The sequence below is a fragment of the Pseudomonas putida genome (assembly GCF_028682455.1).
GTDB classification, from domain to species: Bacteria; Pseudomonadota; Gammaproteobacteria; order Pseudomonadales; family Pseudomonadaceae; genus Aquipseudomonas; species Aquipseudomonas putida_AA.
The window spans coordinates 34,894-53,608 of sequence record NZ_JANHLD010000002.1 but is presented as its reverse complement, the minus strand read 5'-3'; the positions used below and the strand labels follow the sequence as shown (position 1 = coordinate 53,608).

The 18,715-nt window shown below is 64.2% G+C and carries 20 protein-coding genes; 14 read left to right on the top strand and 6 right to left on the bottom strand.

Features of this window, described 5'->3' with window-relative positions; genetic code table 11:
- Positions 1 to 6: 6 nt before the first annotated feature.
- The 13 genes from NPS58_RS11010 (at position 7) to NPS58_RS10950 (ending at position 12,977) form a co-directional block, all read left to right on the top strand.
- A complete protein-coding gene (locus tag NPS58_RS11010; protein WP_015879491.1) occupies positions 7 to 405 on the top strand; it encodes a TIGR03750 family conjugal transfer protein in 399 nt (132 codons plus the stop codon).
- Positions 402 to 1,082, top strand: coding sequence for a PFL_4703 family integrating conjugative element protein (locus tag NPS58_RS11005; protein WP_015879492.1), 681 nt, complete (start codon positions 402 to 404; stop codon positions 1,080 to 1,082). Before NPS58_RS11010 ends, NPS58_RS11005 begins: the two co-directional genes overlap by 4 nt.
- On the top strand, positions 1,079 to 1,981 hold the full coding sequence (locus tag NPS58_RS11000) for a TIGR03749 family integrating conjugative element protein (RefSeq protein ID WP_003296493.1): 903 nt from the start codon (positions 1,079 to 1,081) through the stop codon (positions 1,979 to 1,981). The genes NPS58_RS11005 and NPS58_RS11000 overlap by 4 nt, the downstream gene beginning before the upstream one ends.
- Positions 1,971 to 3,380, top strand: coding sequence for a TIGR03752 family integrating conjugative element protein (locus NPS58_RS10995; protein ID WP_015879493.1), 1,410 nt, complete (start codon positions 1,971 to 1,973; stop codon positions 3,378 to 3,380). Before NPS58_RS11000 ends, NPS58_RS10995 begins: the two co-directional genes overlap by 11 nt.
- Entirely contained in the window at positions 3,361 to 3,795 is a 435-nt protein-coding gene (locus NPS58_RS10990; RefSeq protein ID WP_015879494.1) for a TIGR03751 family conjugal transfer lipoprotein, read from the top strand. The genes NPS58_RS10995 and NPS58_RS10990 overlap by 20 nt, the downstream gene beginning before the upstream one ends.
- A complete protein-coding gene (locus NPS58_RS10985; RefSeq protein ID WP_015879495.1) occupies positions 3,795 to 6,671 on the top strand; it encodes a conjugative transfer ATPase in 2,877 nt (958 codons plus the stop codon). Before NPS58_RS10990 ends, NPS58_RS10985 begins: the two co-directional genes overlap by 1 nt.
- Positions 6,672 to 6,686: 15 nt before the next feature.
- Positions 6,687 to 7,445, top strand: a complete 759-nt coding sequence (locus NPS58_RS10980; protein ID WP_015879496.1) for a DsbA family protein — start codon at positions 6,687 to 6,689, stop codon at positions 7,443 to 7,445.
- A gap of 171 nt (positions 7,446 to 7,616) precedes the next feature.
- A complete protein-coding gene (gene radC / locus NPS58_RS10975) occupies positions 7,617 to 8,123 on the top strand; it encodes a RadC family protein (protein WP_015879497.1) in 507 nt (168 codons plus the stop codon).
- A 210-nt stretch (positions 8,124 to 8,333) separates the two neighbouring features.
- The gene (locus NPS58_RS10970; protein WP_041609533.1) at positions 8,334 to 8,759 is read left to right on the top strand and encodes a TIGR03757 family integrating conjugative element protein; all 426 of its coding nucleotides are present in this window, start codon (positions 8,334 to 8,336) and stop codon (positions 8,757 to 8,759) included.
- Entirely contained in the window at positions 8,756 to 9,688 is a 933-nt protein-coding gene (locus NPS58_RS10965; protein WP_003296502.1) for a TIGR03756 family integrating conjugative element protein, read from the top strand. The genes NPS58_RS10970 and NPS58_RS10965 overlap by 4 nt, the downstream gene beginning before the upstream one ends.
- A gap of 10 nt (positions 9,689 to 9,698) precedes the next feature.
- Complete coding sequence (locus NPS58_RS10960; protein WP_015879499.1) at positions 9,699 to 11,096, top strand: integrating conjugative element protein; 1,398 nt, start codon at positions 9,699 to 9,701, stop codon at positions 11,094 to 11,096.
- On the top strand, positions 11,093 to 11,443 hold the full coding sequence (locus tag NPS58_RS10955) for a hypothetical protein (RefSeq protein WP_015879500.1): 351 nt from the start codon (positions 11,093 to 11,095) through the stop codon (positions 11,441 to 11,443). Before NPS58_RS10960 ends, NPS58_RS10955 begins: the two co-directional genes overlap by 4 nt.
- Positions 11,444 to 11,456: 13 nt before the next feature.
- Complete coding sequence (locus NPS58_RS10950) at positions 11,457 to 12,977, top strand: conjugal transfer protein TraG N-terminal domain-containing protein (protein WP_015879501.1); 1,521 nt, start codon at positions 11,457 to 11,459, stop codon at positions 12,975 to 12,977.
- 10 nt (positions 12,978 to 12,987) lie between these two features.
- Here the strand turns inward: NPS58_RS10950 and NPS58_RS10945 are convergent, their stop codons facing one another.
- Genes NPS58_RS10945 through NPS58_RS10935 form a run of 3 tightly spaced genes read right to left on the bottom strand, consistent with a single transcriptional unit; the run spans position 12,988 to position 14,156 of the window.
- Positions 12,988 to 13,353 carry a DUF3742 family protein gene (locus tag NPS58_RS10945; RefSeq protein ID WP_015879502.1) on the bottom strand — a complete coding sequence of 122 codons (366 nt, stop codon included), beginning with the start codon at positions 13,351 to 13,353 and terminating at the stop codon, positions 12,988 to 12,990.
- A gap of 27 nt (positions 13,354 to 13,380) precedes the next feature.
- Complete coding sequence (locus NPS58_RS10940; RefSeq protein WP_015879503.1) at positions 13,381 to 13,839, bottom strand: type II toxin-antitoxin system YhaV family toxin; 459 nt, start codon at positions 13,837 to 13,839, stop codon at positions 13,381 to 13,383.
- Positions 13,839 to 14,156: a type II toxin-antitoxin system PrlF family antitoxin gene (locus NPS58_RS10935; protein ID WP_015879504.1), complete on the bottom strand. Its 318-nt coding sequence runs from the start codon at positions 14,154 to 14,156 to the stop codon at positions 13,839 to 13,841. The genes NPS58_RS10940 and NPS58_RS10935 overlap by 1 nt, the downstream gene beginning before the upstream one ends.
- Positions 14,157 to 14,462: 306 nt before the next feature.
- Here NPS58_RS10935 and mobH point away from each other — a divergent pair, with 306 nt between their 5' ends.
- Positions 14,463 to 16,319 (top strand): MobH family relaxase, encoded by a 1,857-nt coding sequence (gene mobH, locus NPS58_RS10930; protein WP_015879505.1) that lies wholly within the window; start codon positions 14,463 to 14,465, stop codon positions 16,317 to 16,319.
- Here the strand turns inward: mobH and NPS58_RS29595 are convergent.
- From NPS58_RS29595 to NPS58_RS10920, 3 genes are all read right to left on the bottom strand, one after another.
- Positions 16,314 to 16,553 carry an SDR family oxidoreductase gene (locus NPS58_RS29595; protein WP_049759189.1) on the bottom strand — a complete coding sequence of 80 codons (240 nt, stop codon included), beginning with the start codon at positions 16,551 to 16,553 and terminating at the stop codon, positions 16,314 to 16,316. The two genes, mobH and NPS58_RS29595, sit on opposite strands and share 6 nt — an antisense overlap.
- A 233-nt stretch (positions 16,554 to 16,786) precedes the next feature.
- On the bottom strand, positions 16,787 to 17,695 hold the full coding sequence (gene arcC / locus NPS58_RS10925; protein ID WP_274115423.1) for a carbamate kinase: 909 nt from the start codon (positions 17,693 to 17,695) through the stop codon (positions 16,787 to 16,789).
- A gap of 1 nt (position 17,696) precedes the next feature.
- A complete protein-coding gene (locus NPS58_RS10920; RefSeq protein ID WP_274115422.1) occupies positions 17,697 to 18,698 on the bottom strand; it encodes an ornithine carbamoyltransferase in 1,002 nt (333 codons plus the stop codon).
- Positions 18,699 to 18,715: the final 17 nt, after the last annotated feature.

Below are 18,715 nucleotides of genomic sequence, written 5' to 3'. Positions count from 1 at the left end.
GCGCCCATGTCCGAGCATCAGCACATCCGTGCGGACGGCACCGTGATGTTCCTTCCGCACCGGCTCAACCGGCATCCCGTGGTGGTGCGCGGCCTGACGGCGGACGAGCTGTGGATCTGCTGCGGCCTGTCCGGCGCAGCCGGATTGCTGGTCGGCGCGCCCCTGTCCTGGCTGTTCTCGACCATCGCGATCGCGCCCACCTTCATCGTGCTGGGTATCGCCTTCGGCGTGTTCATCGGCGGAGGCATCCTGCGCCGTCAGAAACGCGGCAGACCCGACACCTGGTTGTACCGCCAACTGCAATGGCGCATCGCGACCCGCTATCCGTTGATGGCCGGCTGGATCGGCGGGCATGCACTGATCACGCGTTCGGGCCGCTGGTCGAACCGGAGGGTAGCGCGATGAGCCGCTTCCGGAACGAAGTCGCGCACCTGCAAGCGCACATCAAAACCCTGCGCCTGGGCGCTGTTGCGCTGCTGCTGATCGCGCTGGTGATGGGCGGCGGCTGGTGGAGCGCGCCCCGCGACCTGACCATTCACGTTCCGCCCGATCTGCGCTCGGGCAGCACCCGGCCCTGGTGGGACGTGCCGCCGGAGAGCGTCTATTCATTCACTTTTTATGTGTGGCAGCAACTGCACCGCTGGCCCACGAATGGCGAAGAGGACTACGCGCGCAACCTGCATGCGCTATCGCCGTACTTCACCCCCGCCTGCCGCGCCTTTCTGCAGGCCGACTATGACTACCGCCGTTCTACGGGAGAGCTGCGCCAGCGGGTGCGTGGCGTGTATGAGATCCCCGGGCGCGGCTACGGCGACAACCCGACCGCGCGCGTGCGCACGGTCTCCGATCGCAACTGGGTGGTGACGCTCGATCTCAGCGCGGACGAGTACCACGGGCCGGAGCAGGTCAAGCGCGCGCTGGTGCGCTACCCGCTCAAAGTCGCGCGGTCGGACGTTGATCCCGCGCGCAACCCCTTCGGCCTGGTTCTCGACTGCTACGACGGTGCGCCGCAGCGCATCGCTACGCCCGAACCGGAGCCACCTGCTCGCGGCGGCCTGGGCCAGCAAGGAGACTCCCCATGAAGACCCGCCTTCTCGTCTGGCTGGGCATGCTGGCCTGCGCGCTCGTGCCCATGGCCCATGCCGTGGAAATCCTGCGCTGGGAGCGCCTGCCTCTGGCCGTGCCGCTGCAGGTCGGAGAGGAACGCATCGTGTTCGTGGATCGCAATGTACGCGTCGGCGTTCCGGCCAGCGTCGGCGACCGGCTGCGCGTGCAGAGTGCCGGCGGCGCGGTCTATCTGCGCGCCAGCGAACCGATCGAGCCCACGCGACTGCAATTGCAGGATGCTGACAGCGGCGCGCTGATCCTGCTGGACATCGCTGCCGAGCCGGCCAAGGACGGCGAGCCGCCGTTGGAGCCAGTGCGCATCGTCGAGGGCAACGCCACGCCGCAGCGCTACGGCCAGGCACAGGAATCCGGCACCGCTGCACCATCCCCAGATCAAGCCCGTCCGCCCCGGCGCGAAACCCCGGTGGCAGTGGTGCTGACCCGCTATGCGGCCCAGAACCTGTACGCCCCGCTGCGCACCGTGGAGCCCGTGCCCGGCGTCATGCGCGTGAATCTGCGCCGCGACCTGCCGCTCGATACCTTGCTGCCGACCCTGCCTGTACGCGCCGAGGCGCTGGCGGCATGGCGGCTGGAGGATCAGTGGGTGACCGCCGTGCGGCTGACCCATACCGGCGGCGGCTGGATCGATCTCGATCCGCGCGCGCTGCAAGGGGACTTTCTCACCGCCACCTTCCAGCATCCGACGCTCGGTCCGCGCGGCACGCCGGAGGACACCACGGTGCTGTATCTGGTCACGCGCGGTCGCGGCCTGCCGCAGTCGCTGCTGCCGGCCATCCACCGCTTCGACCCGGCCGCACTGTTGCCCCAGGTCGCTCCTGGTCACGACCTCAAGGAGTCCGGCGATGCGCAGTAACGGCTTGCTCAAATGGCTAGTGCTTCCGGTCGCCTTGCTGGTGCTGTTCTTTGGCATCCGCCTGTTCTCCGGCGGCGGCGACCAGCCCCCCACCAGCGTCGATGCCGAACCGCAGCTCACCGCCGAAGAAATGCAGGCGCTCGGCATCGAGGGCGATACGCCCCGCGATACGGTCGCCACCCTGGTGGCGCAGGTGCGGCAGTTGCGCACCGAATTGCAGACGGCCACGGCGGACAACCGCACCCAGCGCGAGGAAAACCAACGCCTGCGCCAGCGCGAAAGCGCGATCGACCAGCGTATCGGCACGGCGCTGGAAGCCGAGCGCACCGCATTGCGTCGCGACCAGGAGCAACTGGCCGGCGAGCGCCGGCAGACCGAAGGTCTGTTGCAGGATCTGCAGCGCCGGTTGGAGAACATCGGTGGCGGCGGTCATGCCGATCTGCCGGTCGGATTGGGTTTGCGCGAAGGTGACGGCGATGGTTTCGCTGGCGAAGGCGGTATCCGCTGGGTGGAGCCGGATGACGCCAGGCAGACCGACGGACGCGGCGGCGCGGGTACAAGCCTGAGCTTCCCGACCAGCTTCGGACCGGCACAGAAAACGCTGGAGGCCACCGTCGGGCATGTTGCCGATGCCGGTGCCAGGGCTGCCGGCGTCAAGACGGCCCAGGCGGTCTACACCGTACCGACGAACTCCACCCTGATGGGATCGGTCGCGATGACCGCATTGATCGGCCGTGTCCCGGTCGATGGCACCGTCAACGACCCGTTCCCGTTCAAAGTCCTCGTCGGGCCGGACAATTTGACCGCCAACGGCATCGACATCCCGGATGTGGCTGGCGCGGTGTTCAGTGGCACTGCCAGCGGCGACTGGACCTTGTCCTGCGTCAGGGGGCAGGTACGTAGCATCACGTTCGTGTTCCATGACGGGACTGTGCGCACGATTCCCGAAGACAGCGAGCGCAGCAGCCAGCAGAACAACCAGCAGGATGGCCTGGGCTGGATCAGCGATCCGTATGGGATTCCTTGTGTCAGTGGCGAACGCCGCAGTAATGCGCAGCAGTATCTCGGTACCCAGGCCTTGATCACCGCCGCGGGCGCGGGCGTCGCTTCGCTGATCGACTCCGACAGCGGCCAGATGTCCTATGTCGGTGCCGATGGCTCGATCGGCACGGTCGGCATCAGCACCAACGAGGCGGTCGGACGCATCCTCGCCGGCGGCGTGCAGGACATGTCGCAGTGGGTGAACCGGCTCTACGGCCAAGCCTTCGCGGCGGTCTATGTCCAGCCCGGCGCACAGGTCGCCGTTCATCTCGAAAAACCCCTTGAGATTGACTACGACCCCGAAGGCCGCCGCGTCGACCATCGCGCAGGAGAAGCTCATGCACTCGAACTGGATTAAACCGCTGCTGCTGGCGGCGGCCGTGGCGGCGCTGGCCGGCTGCGCCACCAGCAAGGAAGAATTGATGCCGCATGGCGGCCGCACGATGCAGGACATCTGGCACCAGGCGGCCGGCGACGGCGGCAGCGGTCAGGTGGCTCGCCGCCAACTGCTGGACGCGCGCCAGAGCCTGCGCCGGCCGCTGACGGATGCGGATGTACAGGCCGCGCCCGCCGAGCAGATGCGCTACACGCGTACGGCCGCGAACGAAATCCATCACCAGTTCCCGAGGCTGCTGAATCCAGACCTGGTGATGTATGTGTATCCGCATCTGGCCGGCACCGATCCCGTGCCGGTGCCAGGCTATTCGACTGTTTTCCCCTTGTATCAGCGCGTCCAGTACGCGATGCCGGGCGAACGCACGGAGGCGTACTGATGGCCTGGTCGTTGCCCTGGCGCCGGCGGGCACCTAACGATGCGGCGCAGATCGATGACCGGCAGGATGGCTGGACGCGCCATGTACGCGCGCTGCGCGAGGCCGGCATTCCCGAACCCGGCGAGGCGGTCGCGCCCAGCCGCCCGGCCACGGTGGCCGATGAGCAGGCACTGTACGATGCGGCACCGTCATTCGTCGCGCTGCTGCCGTGGGTTGAGTACCTGCCGGATTCGCAGTGCATGCTGCTTGAGGATGGCGTCTCGGTTGCCGCCTTTTTCGAGCTGACGCCGCTGGGCACTGAAGGTCGCGAGGCCGCCTGGCTGGCACGGGCACGCGATGCGTTGGAAAACGCCTTGCAGGACAGCTTCGACGAGCTCGATGCGAATCCATGGGTGCTCCAGCTCTACGCCCAGGACGAGGCCAACTTTGACCAGTACCTGGACACGCTGCGCGGCTACGTTCAGCCGCGTGCCGAGGGTAGCCGCTTCACGGAGTTCTACCTGACCTCGTTCGCCCACCATCTCCGCGCCGTTGCCAAATCCGGCGGGCTGTTCGAGGACACGGCTGTCACACGCCTGCCGTGGCGCGGTCAGAGCCGGCGCGTGCGGATGGTGGTCTATCGCCGCGCTGCGGGCCAGACCGGCCGCCGCGGCCAGACACCCGAGCAGGCGCTGAACGTCGTGTGCGACCGCCTGATTGGCGGCCTGTCCAACGCGGGTATCCAGACGCGCCGGCTGGATGCGCCGCAGATCCATGACTGGCTGCTGCGTTGGTTCAATCCCCGGCCCACCATGCTCGGGCCGACGGCGCAGGATCGCGAACGCTTCTACCGGCTGGCGGCCTATCCGGAGGCACCGGAATCTGATGAGATCGAACTCGCCAGCGGCAAGGATTTCTCGCAGAGGTTGTTCTTCGGCCAGCCGCGCTCCGACGCCGAGCTGGGGTTGTGGTACTTCGATAGCCTGCCGCACCGGGTCATGGTCACCGACCGCCTGCGCATGCCGCCGGCCACCGGCCATCTCACCGGCGAAACGCGTAAGGGCGACGCGATCAACACGCTGTTCGACCAGCTGCCCGAAGGCACCGTGATGTGCCTGACGCTGGTTGCGACGCCGCAGGACATCCTGGAAGCGCACCTCAACCAACTGGCGAAGAAGTCAGTCGGAGAAACCCTGGCGTCCGAGCAGGCGCTCCAGGACGTGCAGGAGGCGCGTTCGCTGATCGGCAGCTCTCACAAGCTGTATCGCGGCTCGCTGGCGTTCTACCTCTCCGGCGACGACGAAGACGAACTGGACCGGCGCGGCCTGCAGCTCGCCAACGTGATGCTCAACGCCGGGCTGCAGCCAGTCCGCGAAGAAGACGAAGTCGCGCCGCTCAACAGCTATCTGCGCTGGCTGCCTTGCGTCTACAACCCCGGCGCGGACCGCAAGCAGTGGTACACGCAACTGATGTTCGCTCAGCATGCCGCCAATCTGTCGCCGGCATGGGGACGCAGCCAGGGTACGGGCAGGCCCGGCATCACGCTGTTCAATCGCGGTGGCGGAGTACTGACGTTCGACCCGTTCAGCAGATTGGATCGGCAAATGAATGCCCATTTGTTTTTGTTTGGGCCAACGGGTTCGGGCAAGTCGGCCACGCTTAACAACATCCTCAACCAGGTCGCCGCGATCTACCGCCCGCGCATGTTCATCGTGGAGGCCGGTAATTCCTTTGGCTTGCTGGCTGATTTCGCCGCACGGCTGGGCCTGTCGGTGAACCGGGTCAAGCTCGCGCCCGGTTCGGGCGTGAGCCTCGCGCCGTTCGCCGATGCCCGCCGGTTGATCGAATCCCCCAGTGATGTGCAGACGCTGGACGCCGATGCGCTGGATGAGGAACAGCCTGTCGACCCGGCCGCCGTCGATACGGACGAGCAGCGCGATGTGCTCGGCGAGCTTGAGATCACCGCACGCTTGATGATCACGGGCGGCGAAGATAAAGAGGAATCCCGCATGACGCGGGCCGACCGCTCCTTGATCCGCCAGTGCATCCTGGACGCCGCCCGCCACTGCGTCGCGCAAGACCGGGATGTGCTCACGCGCGACGTGCGCGACGCCCTACGCGAGCGCGGCCGCGATTCGACCCTGCCCGAAACCCGTCGCACGCGGTTGTTGGAGATGGCTGACGCTATGGACATCTTCACGCAAGGCTCAGACGGCGAAATGTTCGACCGCCCCGGCACGCCCTGGCCAGAAGCCGACATCACGGTCGTCGATCTCGCCACCTATGCCAGGGAGGGCTACAACGCCCAGCTCTCGATCGCCTACATCTCCCTGATCAATACCGTCAACAACATTGCGGAACGCGACCAGTTTCTCGGTCGGCCAATCCTCAACGTGACCGATGAAGGCCACATCATCACGCGCAATCCCTTGTTGTCTCCGTACGTGGTGAAGATCACCAAGATGTGGAGAAAATTGGGCGCCTGGTATTGGTTGGCAACGCAGAACATCGACGATCTGCCCAGGGCGGCGGAGCCGATGCTCAATATGATCGAGTGGTGGTTGTGCTTGTCGATGCCACCGGACGAAGTCGAAAAAATTGCCAGGTTCCGCGAGTTGTCGCCAGCGCAGAAGGCACTGATGCTCTCGGCCAGGAAGGAATCCGGGAAGTTCAGCGAGGGCGTCATTCTCTCCAAGAGCATGGAGGTGCTGTTCAGGGCCGTACCACCGAGCTTGTATCTCGCACTGGCCCAGACCGAACCCGAAGAGAAAGCCGAACGATACCGGCTCATGCAACAGTTCGGCATCAACGAGCTGGAAGCCGCGCTCAAGGTATCCGAGAACATCGACCGCGCGCGCGGCATCGAGCCGTTGCCATACGCCGATCTGCTCTCCTGACGGCCGGAGCACGCCATGCCTCTCCATCGCTCAACGAACCCGCCACCGGCTGTACGTCGTCGGCGTTGTCTGCACCTGTTGCTATGTGCCGTCGGCCTGCTTGCGGTGCTGCTGTTCGCGCTGCTCGCCGTGGTGCTGCGCGACAGTCCCGATGCCGCACCGACCCCGACCACTCAGCACCACCCGGGCGGTCCGCCGTGGCGCCACGGCCAGGCCGACGCCCGTTTCGTGCTGACGTTGTTTGCAGACCTGGAATGCCCATTCTGCAAGGCCTACTACCCGAGCCTGAAGAGCTGGATCGACCAGCATGCCGACGTCAGTCTGCAATGGCATCACCTGCCGCTGGCGATACACGAGCCGGCCGCCTCGGAACTGGCACGTGTGGCCGAGTGTGCGGGCGAGACCGGCGGGCACGGGGCCTTCTTCGATGCCGTCGGCTGGCTGTACCAGCACACGCGCGGCGGCGGCCAGGGGCTGCCCGGGGGGCTTCGCTACCCAGGGCTGACACCGGTGCTCCAGCGCTGCCTGGATAGCGAGCGTCCCCAGCTCATCGTGCGCGATCAGGCCGAGCAAGGCGCGCACGGCGGCATCACCGCCACTCCCAGCCTGCGCCTGGAGGACCGCCAGACCGAGCGATCGCTACTCCTGCAAGGGCCGGTCGAAGGCGATGCGCTGCTGTCCGCCATGGATCTTCTGATGGGTGACGTGCCGGATGCCGCTCCGGCTCGCGCCGCAGGTTTGTCCGCCATCGACGATGGCGACATGCCCAGGTAGCCGGGGTCTTCAAGGCTACGGCGCAGCGCTGCTGCGCTGACCTTCGTTCGCAACGCATCCCGAGGCGAACGGCCAGCGTTCCCACGCTGGTGGATGTGTGTTCTTCCTTCCGTCATTCCCCTGGAGGTTCTGCCTCCATGGGGTACCTCCGCTCATCCATTGGAGGTTTCCATGACTGCTGTACTTTCCCCCGACGACTCCTGTATCGAGTTGAACCACGATCCCGTCGCCGTCGACGAGCACGAAGACCGGATCATTCAACAGGCCATCGCGCTGCTGGAGCAACGCATCTTCAGAGCCGGCAACGCCTTGAAGAAGCCGAACGACGCGTGTGACTTTCTGCGTCTGATGCTCGTCGGCGAACCCAATGAAATCTTCGCCGCACTGTTCCTCGACACGCGCCACCAGGTGCTGGCCTACGAGCCGCTGTTCCGCGGCACGATCAACCAGACATCAGTCTATCCCCGGGTAGTCGTCCAGCGTGCGCTGGCGGCCAATGCCGCCGCCGTCATCTTCGCGCACCAGCACCCTTCGGGGAACTCAGAGCCCAGTGCCGCCGATCGCATGATCACCCGCCGGCTCAGGGATGCCTTGGATCTGATCGACATCCGTGTGCTGGATCATTTCATCATCGGCCAGGGCGAACCGTACTCCTTTGCCGAGAGCGGCTTGCTGTAGCAGCACCTGATCGTGTCTGCCAAGCCCCATCCAACGCATGGACCTGCCCAGGTCCATGCTTTTTTTCGCTTCCCTGAAAGGCCTCTCCGCTCCACGGGACAGCTATCCGATCCCCAAGAAACAGGGATTGTCACAGTGCGCATTGTTCGTGGTGGGCATCTGCACCATGGGTTCGACTACCAGGGTCATTCACCCCGAGACGCGAAGTCCATGCACACCTTTCTTGCCCACCTCAGCCGGACGCTGGCCCTTCCGGCACTGCTGCTGGTCGCCGGCAACGTGACCGCAGCGGAGATCTGGATCGTGGCGGACGTCCGCCACCCGGTGGCCGGTGCCCAGGCGGCGGATCGCATCATCCAGCTCGACGCGGCGCAGGCCATCGAAGCGGAACTGTCGGCCCGGTTGCCGGACGATCCGCAGCGGGCCGCGGCGCTCGTCCAGCGGCGGCTGAACGAAGGTGGCCAAGCGCTGCAACAGCGCATGCGTGAGGCTTACCAGGGCATGACCGATGCCTGGAGCTTAGGCATCACCAGCATTCCGGCGGTGATCGTCGATCAGCGCTACGTCGTGTATGGGGAAAGCGACCTCGGCCAGGCGCTGGTCCGCATCGAGCGTTACCGGGAGGGACAGCCATGATTTCCCGTCGCCTGCGGCTCGGGGCCGCCGTCGCGCTGCTGTGCAGTGCCACGTCGAGCTTCGCCCTCAACACCGCCACCATCATCTCCTCGACCTTGTCGCCGGACTGCCTCGAATACCGGGTCACCGGGATCTGCTACTGGCTGTATTGCACCTGGACGGGCTGCACCGTGCGCACGTCGATCAAGGTACGCCACTACGTTCCCGACGCGGTGGTATCGAGCTACAGCAACACCGGGGAGAATCCCTGGGTCGAGGCGCGGGCAATGAGCCAGCCCAATGCCACGGCGCAGGCCGGTGGTGACGGAACCACCAACGAGGATCACGAAAACAATCTTGCAAAGTTCAAGAACGCCGACGTCATCGGCCACCCGGGCGGCGAGGTATTCAGCCAGTTCGCTTCGGCGTCCGGCTACATCTGCGCAGGCGCCGGTACTGCCTTCATGCCGTACCTGCTCAGCACGCTCGACACCCTGGCCTGGCGCTACAACGTCCCGGAGGCGGTGTACCCCGAGGCGCTGATCCCCGGTATGCGCGAGATCGGCACACGCAGCGGACTGAATCTTTGGGGCGCCGTGTACCCGCGTGGCGGGTTCTTGCACCAGACCGACGACTACAAGGCCGGGGCGGTCGTCGCCCAGCGTGCTGGCGACATCGTGACCCGCCGCGGCCAACTGCATGTGTACCAGCCGCTGCTGGCGAACGCGCGCGACGGCTACTGGCCGGCCGGCGCGTTGATCGAAAGCGACGCCAGCACGGGCAAGTGGCAGCAACTGACCCCACGCCTTTCCAACAGCTGCACCGTGTTTCCCCATGCCGGGTCGCTGCCCCAGGCACAACGGGGCGACTACGCCTGGGCGCTGTGGCGCCCGTACAGCTGCTGCCAGCGCCGCGGGCAGACCTTCCTTGGCAGTGTGGATTTCAACTGAGGACACCACGATGAAGCGCCCTGACCGTCGCCGTCATTCCATGCTTGCAGATCACTTGTGGCGGCCGGCCATACTGGCCGGCGCGCTCGCGTTGGCCAGTGGCTGGGCATGGGCTCAGAGCGGCGGCTTCCAGACCAGCGGCAGCGTGATCGGCGACGAAGTCATGTACTCGATCGGTGGCGGTAACGCGGTTTCCATGAGCGGCGCTGCGGGCATGCGCTCGATCGGGGTCGGGGCCGGCTGGAACAGCAACCTGATCTGCGGCGACATGAGCATCAGCACCACGATCCAGAACCAGCTCAACGGGCTGACCAACGGATTTCAAAACATCATGAGCAACGTGATCCAGAGCGCTACCAGCGCCGTTGCGTCGCTTCCGGCTCTGATCATCCAGAGGGCCGACCCAGGTTTGTATAACCTGCTGACCAATGGCGTCCTCCAGGCAAGGCTGGATTTCGATCGCTCCAAGTTGACCTGCAGGTCGATGGCTGAACGCATGGCCGACATGGCCGGCGGCCAGCTTGGCTGGAGCCAGATGGCGGAAGGCATGGCGCTGCGCGATGCCGTGTCGAGCACGGATGCGGTGTCGGCCATTGAGCAGGCTGAGACGCGCCGGGGCAACGACGGCGTGCCGTGGGTCGGGGGCAACAACGCCGGCGGCGCCGGTCAGCCGGCGATCAGGGTGGTGAGCGACGTTACCAGGGCCGGCTACAACCTCGTCAATGGCCGCAGCGTGACCGACGCCTCGGCCATCGATGCGGCGAGCTGCAACAGCCTGGCCTGCCAGACCTGGACCTCCCCGCAAGAAGCGATCGACTGGGCCACCCGCGTGCTCGGCGAACAGGAGCAGCGCACCTGCGACGCCTGCACCAAAACCGAAACCGTTCCGGGTGTGGGCCTGACACCCCTCATCCAGGAAGAGTACGACACCAAGCTGCAGACGCTGCAGGAGCTGATCGACGGCACACGCAACACCACCTTCGAGAACCTGCGCGACGCCGGCAGCGTGTCACTGCCGATCACCCGGGGCGTCATCGAGGCACTGCGCGACGAACCGGACCAACACGTCCTGGCGCAACGTCTTGCCTCGGAAGTCGCCTTGGCATCGGTGCTGGAGAAAGCCTTGCTGCTGCAGCGCACCCTGCTGACCGGCAGGAAGGAGCCCAACGTCGCTGCCAACCAGTTGGCGGTGGCTGCCGTCGATCAGGAGAGCGGCGCGCTCGACCGGGAGATCTCGAACCTCAAGACTGAACTGGAGCTGCGCCGCACGCTCGCCAACAACTCGCCGATGGCGATCATCCAGCGCCACAGCACCCGGGCCGCCGGTTCGCGGGGCATCTACGAGGGCGACCCCGTACCCGACCGCCTCGACCAGCTGCAGCGGCCCAACCCGGGAGGTACGCCATGAGTCCGACCTGGCTGCGCCCGCGCTGGCTGTTCAACCGGCGCGTGGCGAGGACGCTGCTGTGGACGATGCTGCTGCTTGCGGCGGCCGTGGCAGCCAACATCGCGGGTATCCACTACCTCGGCAGTGTCGGCGGCTGGGAACGCTGGCTCGCCGAGGCCTCCGGCTACTTCCTGCTGTGGCGGCTGTGCCTATACGGCGCGACGGGCTACGGATGGGTATGGATGCGCCGGCGCCTGCTGGCGCGCGAAACCGGCGCAGAGGCGAAGCGCCGCCTCCGGCGCACCGAAATCGCCGGCGTGGCGGGAATCGTCGCGCTTGAGGCCAGCCTGCTGATGCATGCGGCGTAGTGGGAGGCCGGACATGACGTTGTTCACCACGGATTACCTGGAGTATTACCTGACCCTGCTGGGCTGGATCATCCATAACGGCATCTGGGCGGTTCTCGTTTCCAGCGGCGTGTTCGCCATTCCCTTCGTGGCGATCATCATCCAGGAATGGCTCAAGGCGCGTGCCGAGGGTGCGGACGAAGGCAATAAAGGCGCACTGTCATCGGTACGCATCGAGAACCGCGTCTGGGTGGCGATCGTCGTGGTGATGTTCGCCGGTATTCCCTTCATCGACGTCGACCTCAACACCATCCAGTACGACCAGGCACGCTCGGCGCAGTGCCAGGTGAGCGTTCCCCAGCCCAGCGATACTGGCTGGTCGCAGTCGTTCAGCACGCTCAACAACCAGAGCGCGCGCGTGCCGGTGTGGTGGGCCTTCATGCACGCGCTGTCGCGCGCGATCACCGGCGCCTCGGTCGCCGCCATTCCGTGCGGAACCGACCTGCGGCAGATCCGCATGGAGGTCAATGCCACACGCATCGACGACCCCGTATTGGCACAGGAAGTCGCCGACTTCACCCACGACTGTTATGGCCCTGCACGCGCCAAGCTGTTCATGAGCCGCCCGGATCTCGACGAGGCGCAGATGCACGACGTCACCTGGATCGGGTCTCGGTACTTCCTCGACAATGCGGGCTACTACGACACCTACCGGGCCAGGACGCCGCGCGACGGCTGGGCCTACGACAGCAACCGCGATGCCGGCCTGGCACAGGTGCCGAGCGGTGCCGGCTATCCGACCTGCCGCCAGTGGTGGAGCGACAGTGGCAACGGCCTGCGCGCCCGCCTGCTGGAGCAGGTCGATCCCAGCCTGCTCAACCGTCTGGCCGGCTGGGCCGGTTTCCTCAGCCGTGCCGAGGTTGATGACTCGGTGATCCGCACTATCGCCTCGCCGCGCCAGCAGAAGCTTAACCAGGGCAGCGTCTATACCGATTATGGCGGGCAGATTGATAAGACGCTGCCCAACATCATCAATCGCGCCGCCAGTGACGTCGGGATGGCGGTTGGTGGACTCGCCTATTTCCCGGCAATGGACGTCGTGCGCCAAGCCTTACCCATGGTGCTGGCGTTCCTGAAAATGGCTTTGGTGATCTGTATTCCGATGGTATTGCTGATCGGCACCTACGACCTGAAAACCGTCGTCACTCTTACCGTCGTCCAGTTTGCGTTGTTCTTCACCGATTTCTGGCTGCAACTGGCGCGCTGGATCGACAGCACGATCCTCGATGCGCTTTACGGTTGGGGATGGGGATGGAACCGCCCCCACACGAATTTTGACCCTCTGATTGGGCTGAACAACACGTTTGGCGACATGCTGCTGAACTTCGTGATGGGAGCCATGTTCCTGGTGTTACCCGGGTTCTGGGTCGCGGCGCTGGGATGGGTCGGTTTTCGCGCAGGGCATACCATTCAAGGCATGGCCGAAGGCACCAAGGGAGGCGCACAGGCTGGTGGCAAAGGCGCAGGTGCCATGACGGGTGGAAAACTCAAGTAGCTCCCGAACCTCAGTCATCCTTGTAGTCGACATGGGTGTTGTCGTTGTAGAGATTGGGGTCATAACCCGGCGTATTGCGAAGCTCGTCTATGTCGGTGAAGGGCCAAACATCTTCGTCCGGGGTGTTCGCTGCCGAGGCCCAAGCAGCCACGGTAGCGAACACCAGGAGCAGCGTCAGCCAGAAGGCCACGTAGAGCAGCACCCCTAGCACAGCGAGCTTGACGATCCACACCAGAGCGGTCGCGACACCGTTCGGCGCACCAGCCGACACCAGCCACGCGGCCACCCGCCGCTCACGACGCACATAGCCCCGCCATCCACGGCCAAGCCAGCGGCCAAGGCGTTCTGCGGTACTGCTACGGGTTGTCGTGTTCATGGTCGTCACCTGCTACATGTGAGATGGCTATTCCCGTTTGCTCCAATCCGGCTTGCTTGCCCTTACCAATGCGTTCCATTCGTCGGGCGGGTTTCCGCGTCCGAGCATCTTCTCGAACACCGCATAGGGGTCTGACTTGCTCCCCGATGACCGCAGGGTCTGTTCGTCGTTGACCCAGGCGTACACGATGACCTTCGCCTTCGAGTCGTAGCGGAAGAACAGCCGGTACCGCCTGCCGAGCTTGGCCCGTCGCCAGTGGCGATAAGCCGGCCCCATGGTGTTGCCCTGGCGGTACTCGTCTCGCGCTGGATCGCCCGGCACCACGTCTTGCATCGACTGGACCAGGGCCCGAAAGAACTTGACATTGGTGTTGGACCCGAAGCCCTCCGGGTCGTTCTCTTGTGCGCGCAGCACGGCCGCACGCAGCTTCATCAACTGCTCGATCAGGTTGTCGTGGAACAGCAGCGTCCAGCCATGCTGTTGCATCAGATTGCCACGTCTTCATCAAAATCGTCGCCCAGGACCACGTTGTGGCCCGAATGCTCCAGCATCGTGCGAGCCAGATCCTCCGGGAGCCCACGAACATTCCGGCCAGCTTCAATATCGCGGGCCAGCAGGTTCAGGAACGCGGCTATGGCGGGGTCTTCGTGCTCGGCGTCGGCACGGGTCACGACAACTTCGCCGTCACGCAGGTCGAACGCAACCTTGCCGCCGGTATCCACACCCAGGGCTTGCCGGATGGACTTGGGCAGCGTGATCTGGCCTTTGGAGGTCAGCGTGGCGACTTCATGAATGACAGACATGGCAACTCTCCCGATAGCGATGCCTGTATAGTAAGGAATTATCCTTACCTTGTCAATGTAGGGGCCCATGGTGTCCTTCCGAATCCAATATACGGCCCATCGTAGGACGGGAACAGCGAGCCTTCCCGCATCAAACCGGCTTTGCCGCACCCCGCATTGGCGGTGGACGATCGATGCCCGTCGCCCTATACCCAAAGGCTTAAGGGCCAAGGGGCCAAAAGGGGAAGGGAATGGGGTGCAAGGGGAAAGGCCCTACCTCGAAAAGGCGAAAAGGCCCCCCGGCCGGCCCATCACCAGGACACTCGCATGCTCTCCCTGTTCCAGCGAAAACGGATCTCGGTCACTGCCGCTCCGTCGCCGGCACCCGCCGCCGATCTTCCCAAAGGGCTGCTGCAGCCCGAGCCGGCCGCGTCCTTGCTGGCGACGCCGCGCCGGCAGAAGCTGCTGGAACACATCTGGCAGCGCACATCGCTATCGCGCAAACAGTTCGCCACTTTGTATCGCGCACCGCTGGAGCACTACGCCGAGCTGGTCCAGCAGTTTCCCGCTTCGGAGAGCCATCACCATGCTTACCACGGCGGCATGCTCGATCACGGGCTGGAAATCATCGCCTACGCGCTCAAACTGCGACAGTCCCACCTGCTGCCGGCTGGCGCTCCCCCCGAAGACCAGGCAGCCCAGTCAGAAGCTTGGACGGCGGCTATCGCCTACGCGGCGTTGCTCCACGATATCGGCAAGATTGCCGTCGACCTTCACGTCGAGTATGAGGATGGCGGCGTTTGGCACCCCTGGCATGGGCCACTGACACGCCCATACCGCTTTCGCTACCGGGATGACCGCGAGTACCGCCTGCATGGTGCCGCCACAGGATTGCTCTACCATCAACTGCTCGATGGCGACGTTCTCGACTGGCTCAGTGGCTACCCCGCACTGTGGGCATCACTGCTCTATGTGCTGGCCGGTCAGTACGAACATGCAGGCATCCTGGGAGAGCTCGTCATCCAGGCCGACCGCGCCTCGGTGGCCCAGGAACTGGGAGGAGATCCCGCCCGCGCCATGGCCGCACCCAAACACGCCCTGCAGCGCAAGTTGATCGATGGCTTGCGTTACCTGCTGAAGGAAGAGTTGAAGCTGAACCAGCCCCAGGCTTCGGATGGCTGGCTCACTGAGGATGCCTTGTGGTTGGTCAGCAAGACAGTCTCTGACAAACTGCGCGCCCATCTGTTGTCCCAGGGTATCGACGGCATTCCCTCCAACAACAGCGCCGTTTTCAACGTCCTGCAGGAACATGGCATGCTGCAGCCGACGCCCGATGGCAAGGCCATCTGGCGTGCCACGGTCAGCAGCGAGGCCGGTTGGTCACACAGCTTTACGCTGTTGCGGCTGTCGCCGGCGCTGATCTGGCAGCCGGCTGAGCGGCCTGAACCCTTCGCCGGGACGGTGATAGTGGAGGCGGCTGCCGAGGCTGACACTCTCGAACAACCGGCGACTGGCACGGATGATGCCCCGAGCAGCATCAGAACTGAGGCCGACAGCGCTCACCCTGTCGCCAGACAGCCGCCTCCCGAAGCTACGCCTGCCGACGCCGCGATGGACGATCTGCTGTCCCTGCTCGCGGTACCCGCGCAGGAGAGCGATGGCGAGCGGGAGCAGCCCATCCTAGACAACAGCGCCCCGTCGATACCTCCCACCGTACAACCCACGGACACCGACGCCAGTCCGCCGAAGCGGGCGCCTGAAGCCCTTGGCAGCACGGAGCCGTCCGGCGAGCATTTCATCGCCTGGCTCCAGCAAGGCATCCAGGCTCGGCGGCTCATCATCAACGACGCCAAGGCGCTGGTGCATACCGTGGCCGATACCGCCTACCTCGTCAGTCCTGGCTTGTTCCAGCGTTACGCCCAGGAGCACCCTTCCATCGCGGCGCTCGCCAAACAGGACAAGGTGCAGGACTGGCAATGGATACAGAAGCGCTTCGAGAAACTGCAACTGCATCGCAAGCAGGCCAGCGGCCTGAACATCTGGACCTGCGAGGTCACTGGGCCGAGAAAATCCCGCCGCCTTCATGGGTACCTTCTGGATGATGCTGGCCTGTTGTTTTCGGAAACGCCACCGAACAACCCTTATCTCTCGCTATCGGACGATACCACCAACATTTCTTTATGAGGGCAGCGGACGCTTTGCCGTCCTCCCCCTGTCCAGCGCGGTGATCTGTCCCGTCAAGAACCTTGATTGATCACTTGCGCGGTAAACGGCAAGGTCACCGACGTCTTCCGACTGACCGACTCGGCCAAGCGGGTGCAGATGATTGAGGGCTTCTCGAGCAGCGCTCGGATAGGGCTGCGAGTCCAGGTAAGTCTCGCTTAGTTCCATTGTGACCCAGCCAGGATCCACCGCCATGGCTCTTGTTATGCCATACACATGGCTCAGGAATGACATCCAAGCAGGACGTTCTAGTCAAATTTGACTCGCAGAAGTCACTCCTCTTCTTGTAGACTATCGCAGCCACTGAGTTACAAAAGACACCCGATAAGGCCTCGTGCTTACTGTGCAAAACATGACCTGGCAGCCTCCGCCCCGAAAGCCGCGCCAGCGACGCATTGATTCGCATACACTGGCCCGTCACTTCCGGTTCACCGCGCCGATATTCTGGTGCCAGCGCTTCCCTGCAGAATACCCAGTGCATCTTCCAGTCTGCCAATGCCGCTGAACCCTCCGTATTGGGCAAAGTCGGCGGCAGCGGCCAGTTTGGGTCCCATCGAACCGGCCGGCAGATCGAGGGCACGCCCCTCCTCCACGCTCAGGCTGCTGATCGCCGCTGCGTTGTCCTTGCCGAAGTCCCGATAGATCGCATCGACATCGGTCAGCAGCAACAGTGCATCGGCCTTGAGCTGTTGCGCCAGCAGGGCGCTGGCTGCGTCCTTGTCGATGACCGCCTCAATGCCCACCGTACTACCGTCTTCACGGCGCAGTATCGGGATGCCGCCGCCACCTGCGCAGATCACCACCACGCCCTGGTCCAATAGCAACTTGATCACCCGCATGTCGGGAATTTCCAGCGGCTTGGGTGACGGCACCACCCTGCGCCATTTGTCGCCATCTTGGGCAATATGCCAACCGGCGGTTTTCGCCCGGGATTCGGCTTCAGCCCGCTCATACACGGGCCCGATGAACTTGGTCGGGTTATCAAACGCCGGATCATGCTGATCCACCACAACCTGGGTCAGCAGTGTGGCTACTGGCCGGTCGTGATTCAGCGCATTCTCCAGCTCCTGTTCGATGACGTAACCAATCATGCCTTCGGTTTCCGCCCCCAGCATATCCAGGGGGTAGGCCTCGTCCGGATTGTAGGCGGCACCCTGCAACGCCAACAGGCCGACCTGGGGGCCGTTGCCGTGGGTAATGACCAGATCGTGGCCAGCCCGCACGATAGCGGCCAAGCCTTGGGCGGCGATTCGTACATTGGCACGTTGGGTGCGCGCGGTCAGAGGCTCACCGCGCTTCAATAGGGCGTTGCCGCCCAAAGCTGCGACTACCAGCATGTCAGGCTCCCAGGGTGGCGACCAGCACCGCCTTGATGGTGTGCATGCGGTTTTCCGCCTGATCGAACACGATCGAAGCGGGGCTTTCGAAGACCTCATCGGTGACTTCCATGGCATCGATACCGTACTTCTGCTGAATCTCCTTGCCGATCGTGGTTTCGGTGTTGTGGAAGGCCGGCAGGCAATGCATGAAGCGCACCCGCGGATTGCCGGTTTTTTCCATCAGTGCCGCATTGACCTGATAGGGCAGCAACAGCTTGATCCGCTCGGCCCATTTTTCCTCGGGCTCGCCCATCGACACCCAAACATCGGTATAGACGAAATCCACACCGGCTACTGCGCTGTCGATATTCTCAGTGATGGTGATTCGCGCGCCGGTGGTGCTGGCGATTCGCTGGGCTTCCTGTTGGATATCATCATGCGGCCAACAGGACTTTGGGGCGCACAGGCGCACGTCCATGCCCATTTTAGCGCCGCCGATCAGCAGGCTATCCCCCATGTTATTGGCGGCATCGCCGATGAAAACATAGGATATGTCACGCAGTGGCTTTTCCACATGCTCCTGCATGGTCAGAAAGTCGGCGAGGATCTGGGTAGGATGAAATTCATCCGTCAAGCCGTTGTAGACGGGCACGCCAGCATACTCGGCCAACTCCTCGACCACAGCCTGGCCGAAGCCCCGGTATTCGATGGCATCATAGACGCGCCCCAGCACTCGGGCGGTGTCCTTGACCGATTCTTTGTGACCAATATGGGTGCCGGTCGGCCCAAGATAGGTAACCTTGGCGCCCTGATCAAAGGCCGCAACCTCGAAGCCTACCCGGGTGCGAGTGGAGTCCTTTTCAAAGATCAGAGCGATTTCCTTACCGCACAACTGCGGCACTTCGGTGCCGGTATACTTAGCTGCTTTCAAGTCGCCTGCCAGTTTCAGCAGGTAACTGATTTCGCGCGGACTGAAGTCCCGCAGCGTGAGAAAGTGTCGGCTTTTCAGATTGAAGGCCATTGCCATGCTCCTAAGGT

Bases quoted from the DNA above. Each gene is read 5' to 3' on its own strand.
- NPS58_RS10985 (WP_015879495.1), top strand. From the start codon at position 3,795: ATGGCCTGGTCGTTGCCCTGGCGCCGGCGGGCACCTAACGATGCGGCG.
- NPS58_RS10920 (WP_274115422.1), bottom strand. From the start codon at position 18,698: ATGGCCTTCAATCTGAAAAGCCGACACTTTCTCACGCTGCGGGACTTC.
- NPS58_RS10980 (WP_015879496.1), top strand. From the start codon at position 6,687: ATGCCTCTCCATCGCTCAACGAACCCGCCACCGGCTGTACGTCGTCGG.
- NPS58_RS10960 (WP_015879499.1), top strand. From the start codon at position 9,699: ATGAAGCGCCCTGACCGTCGCCGTCATTCCATGCTTGCAGATCACTTG.
- NPS58_RS10965 (WP_003296502.1), top strand. From the start codon at position 8,756: ATGATTTCCCGTCGCCTGCGGCTCGGGGCCGCCGTCGCGCTGCTGTGC.
- mobH (WP_015879505.1), top strand. From the start codon at position 14,463: ATGCTCTCCCTGTTCCAGCGAAAACGGATCTCGGTCACTGCCGCTCCG.
- NPS58_RS10940 (WP_015879503.1), bottom strand. From the start codon at position 13,839: ATGCAACAGCATGGCTGGACGCTGCTGTTCCACGACAACCTGATCGAG.
- NPS58_RS11005 (WP_015879492.1), top strand. From the start codon at position 402: ATGAGCCGCTTCCGGAACGAAGTCGCGCACCTGCAAGCGCACATCAAA.
- NPS58_RS10970 (WP_041609533.1), top strand. From the start codon at position 8,334: ATGCACACCTTTCTTGCCCACCTCAGCCGGACGCTGGCCCTTCCGGCA.
- NPS58_RS11010 (WP_015879491.1), top strand. From the start codon at position 7: ATGTCCGAGCATCAGCACATCCGTGCGGACGGCACCGTGATGTTCCTT.
- NPS58_RS10935 (WP_015879504.1), bottom strand. From the start codon at position 14,156: ATGTCTGTCATTCATGAAGTCGCCACGCTGACCTCCAAAGGCCAGATC.
- NPS58_RS10945 (WP_015879502.1), bottom strand. From the start codon at position 13,353: ATGAACACGACAACCCGTAGCAGTACCGCAGAACGCCTTGGCCGCTGG.
- NPS58_RS10990 (WP_015879494.1), top strand. From the start codon at position 3,361: ATGCACTCGAACTGGATTAAACCGCTGCTGCTGGCGGCGGCCGTGGCG.
- NPS58_RS10950 (WP_015879501.1), top strand. From the start codon at position 11,457: ATGACGTTGTTCACCACGGATTACCTGGAGTATTACCTGACCCTGCTG.
- radC (WP_015879497.1), top strand. From the start codon at position 7,617: ATGACTGCTGTACTTTCCCCCGACGACTCCTGTATCGAGTTGAACCAC.
- NPS58_RS29595 (WP_049759189.1), bottom strand. From the start codon at position 16,553: ATGGCGGTGGATCCTGGCTGGGTCACAATGGAACTAAGCGAGACTTAC.
- NPS58_RS10955 (WP_015879500.1), top strand. From the start codon at position 11,093: ATGAGTCCGACCTGGCTGCGCCCGCGCTGGCTGTTCAACCGGCGCGTG.
- NPS58_RS10995 (WP_015879493.1), top strand. From the start codon at position 1,971: ATGCGCAGTAACGGCTTGCTCAAATGGCTAGTGCTTCCGGTCGCCTTG.
- NPS58_RS11000 (WP_003296493.1), top strand. From the start codon at position 1,079: ATGAAGACCCGCCTTCTCGTCTGGCTGGGCATGCTGGCCTGCGCGCTC.
- arcC (WP_274115423.1), bottom strand. From the start codon at position 17,695: ATGCTGGTAGTCGCAGCTTTGGGCGGCAACGCCCTATTGAAGCGCGGT.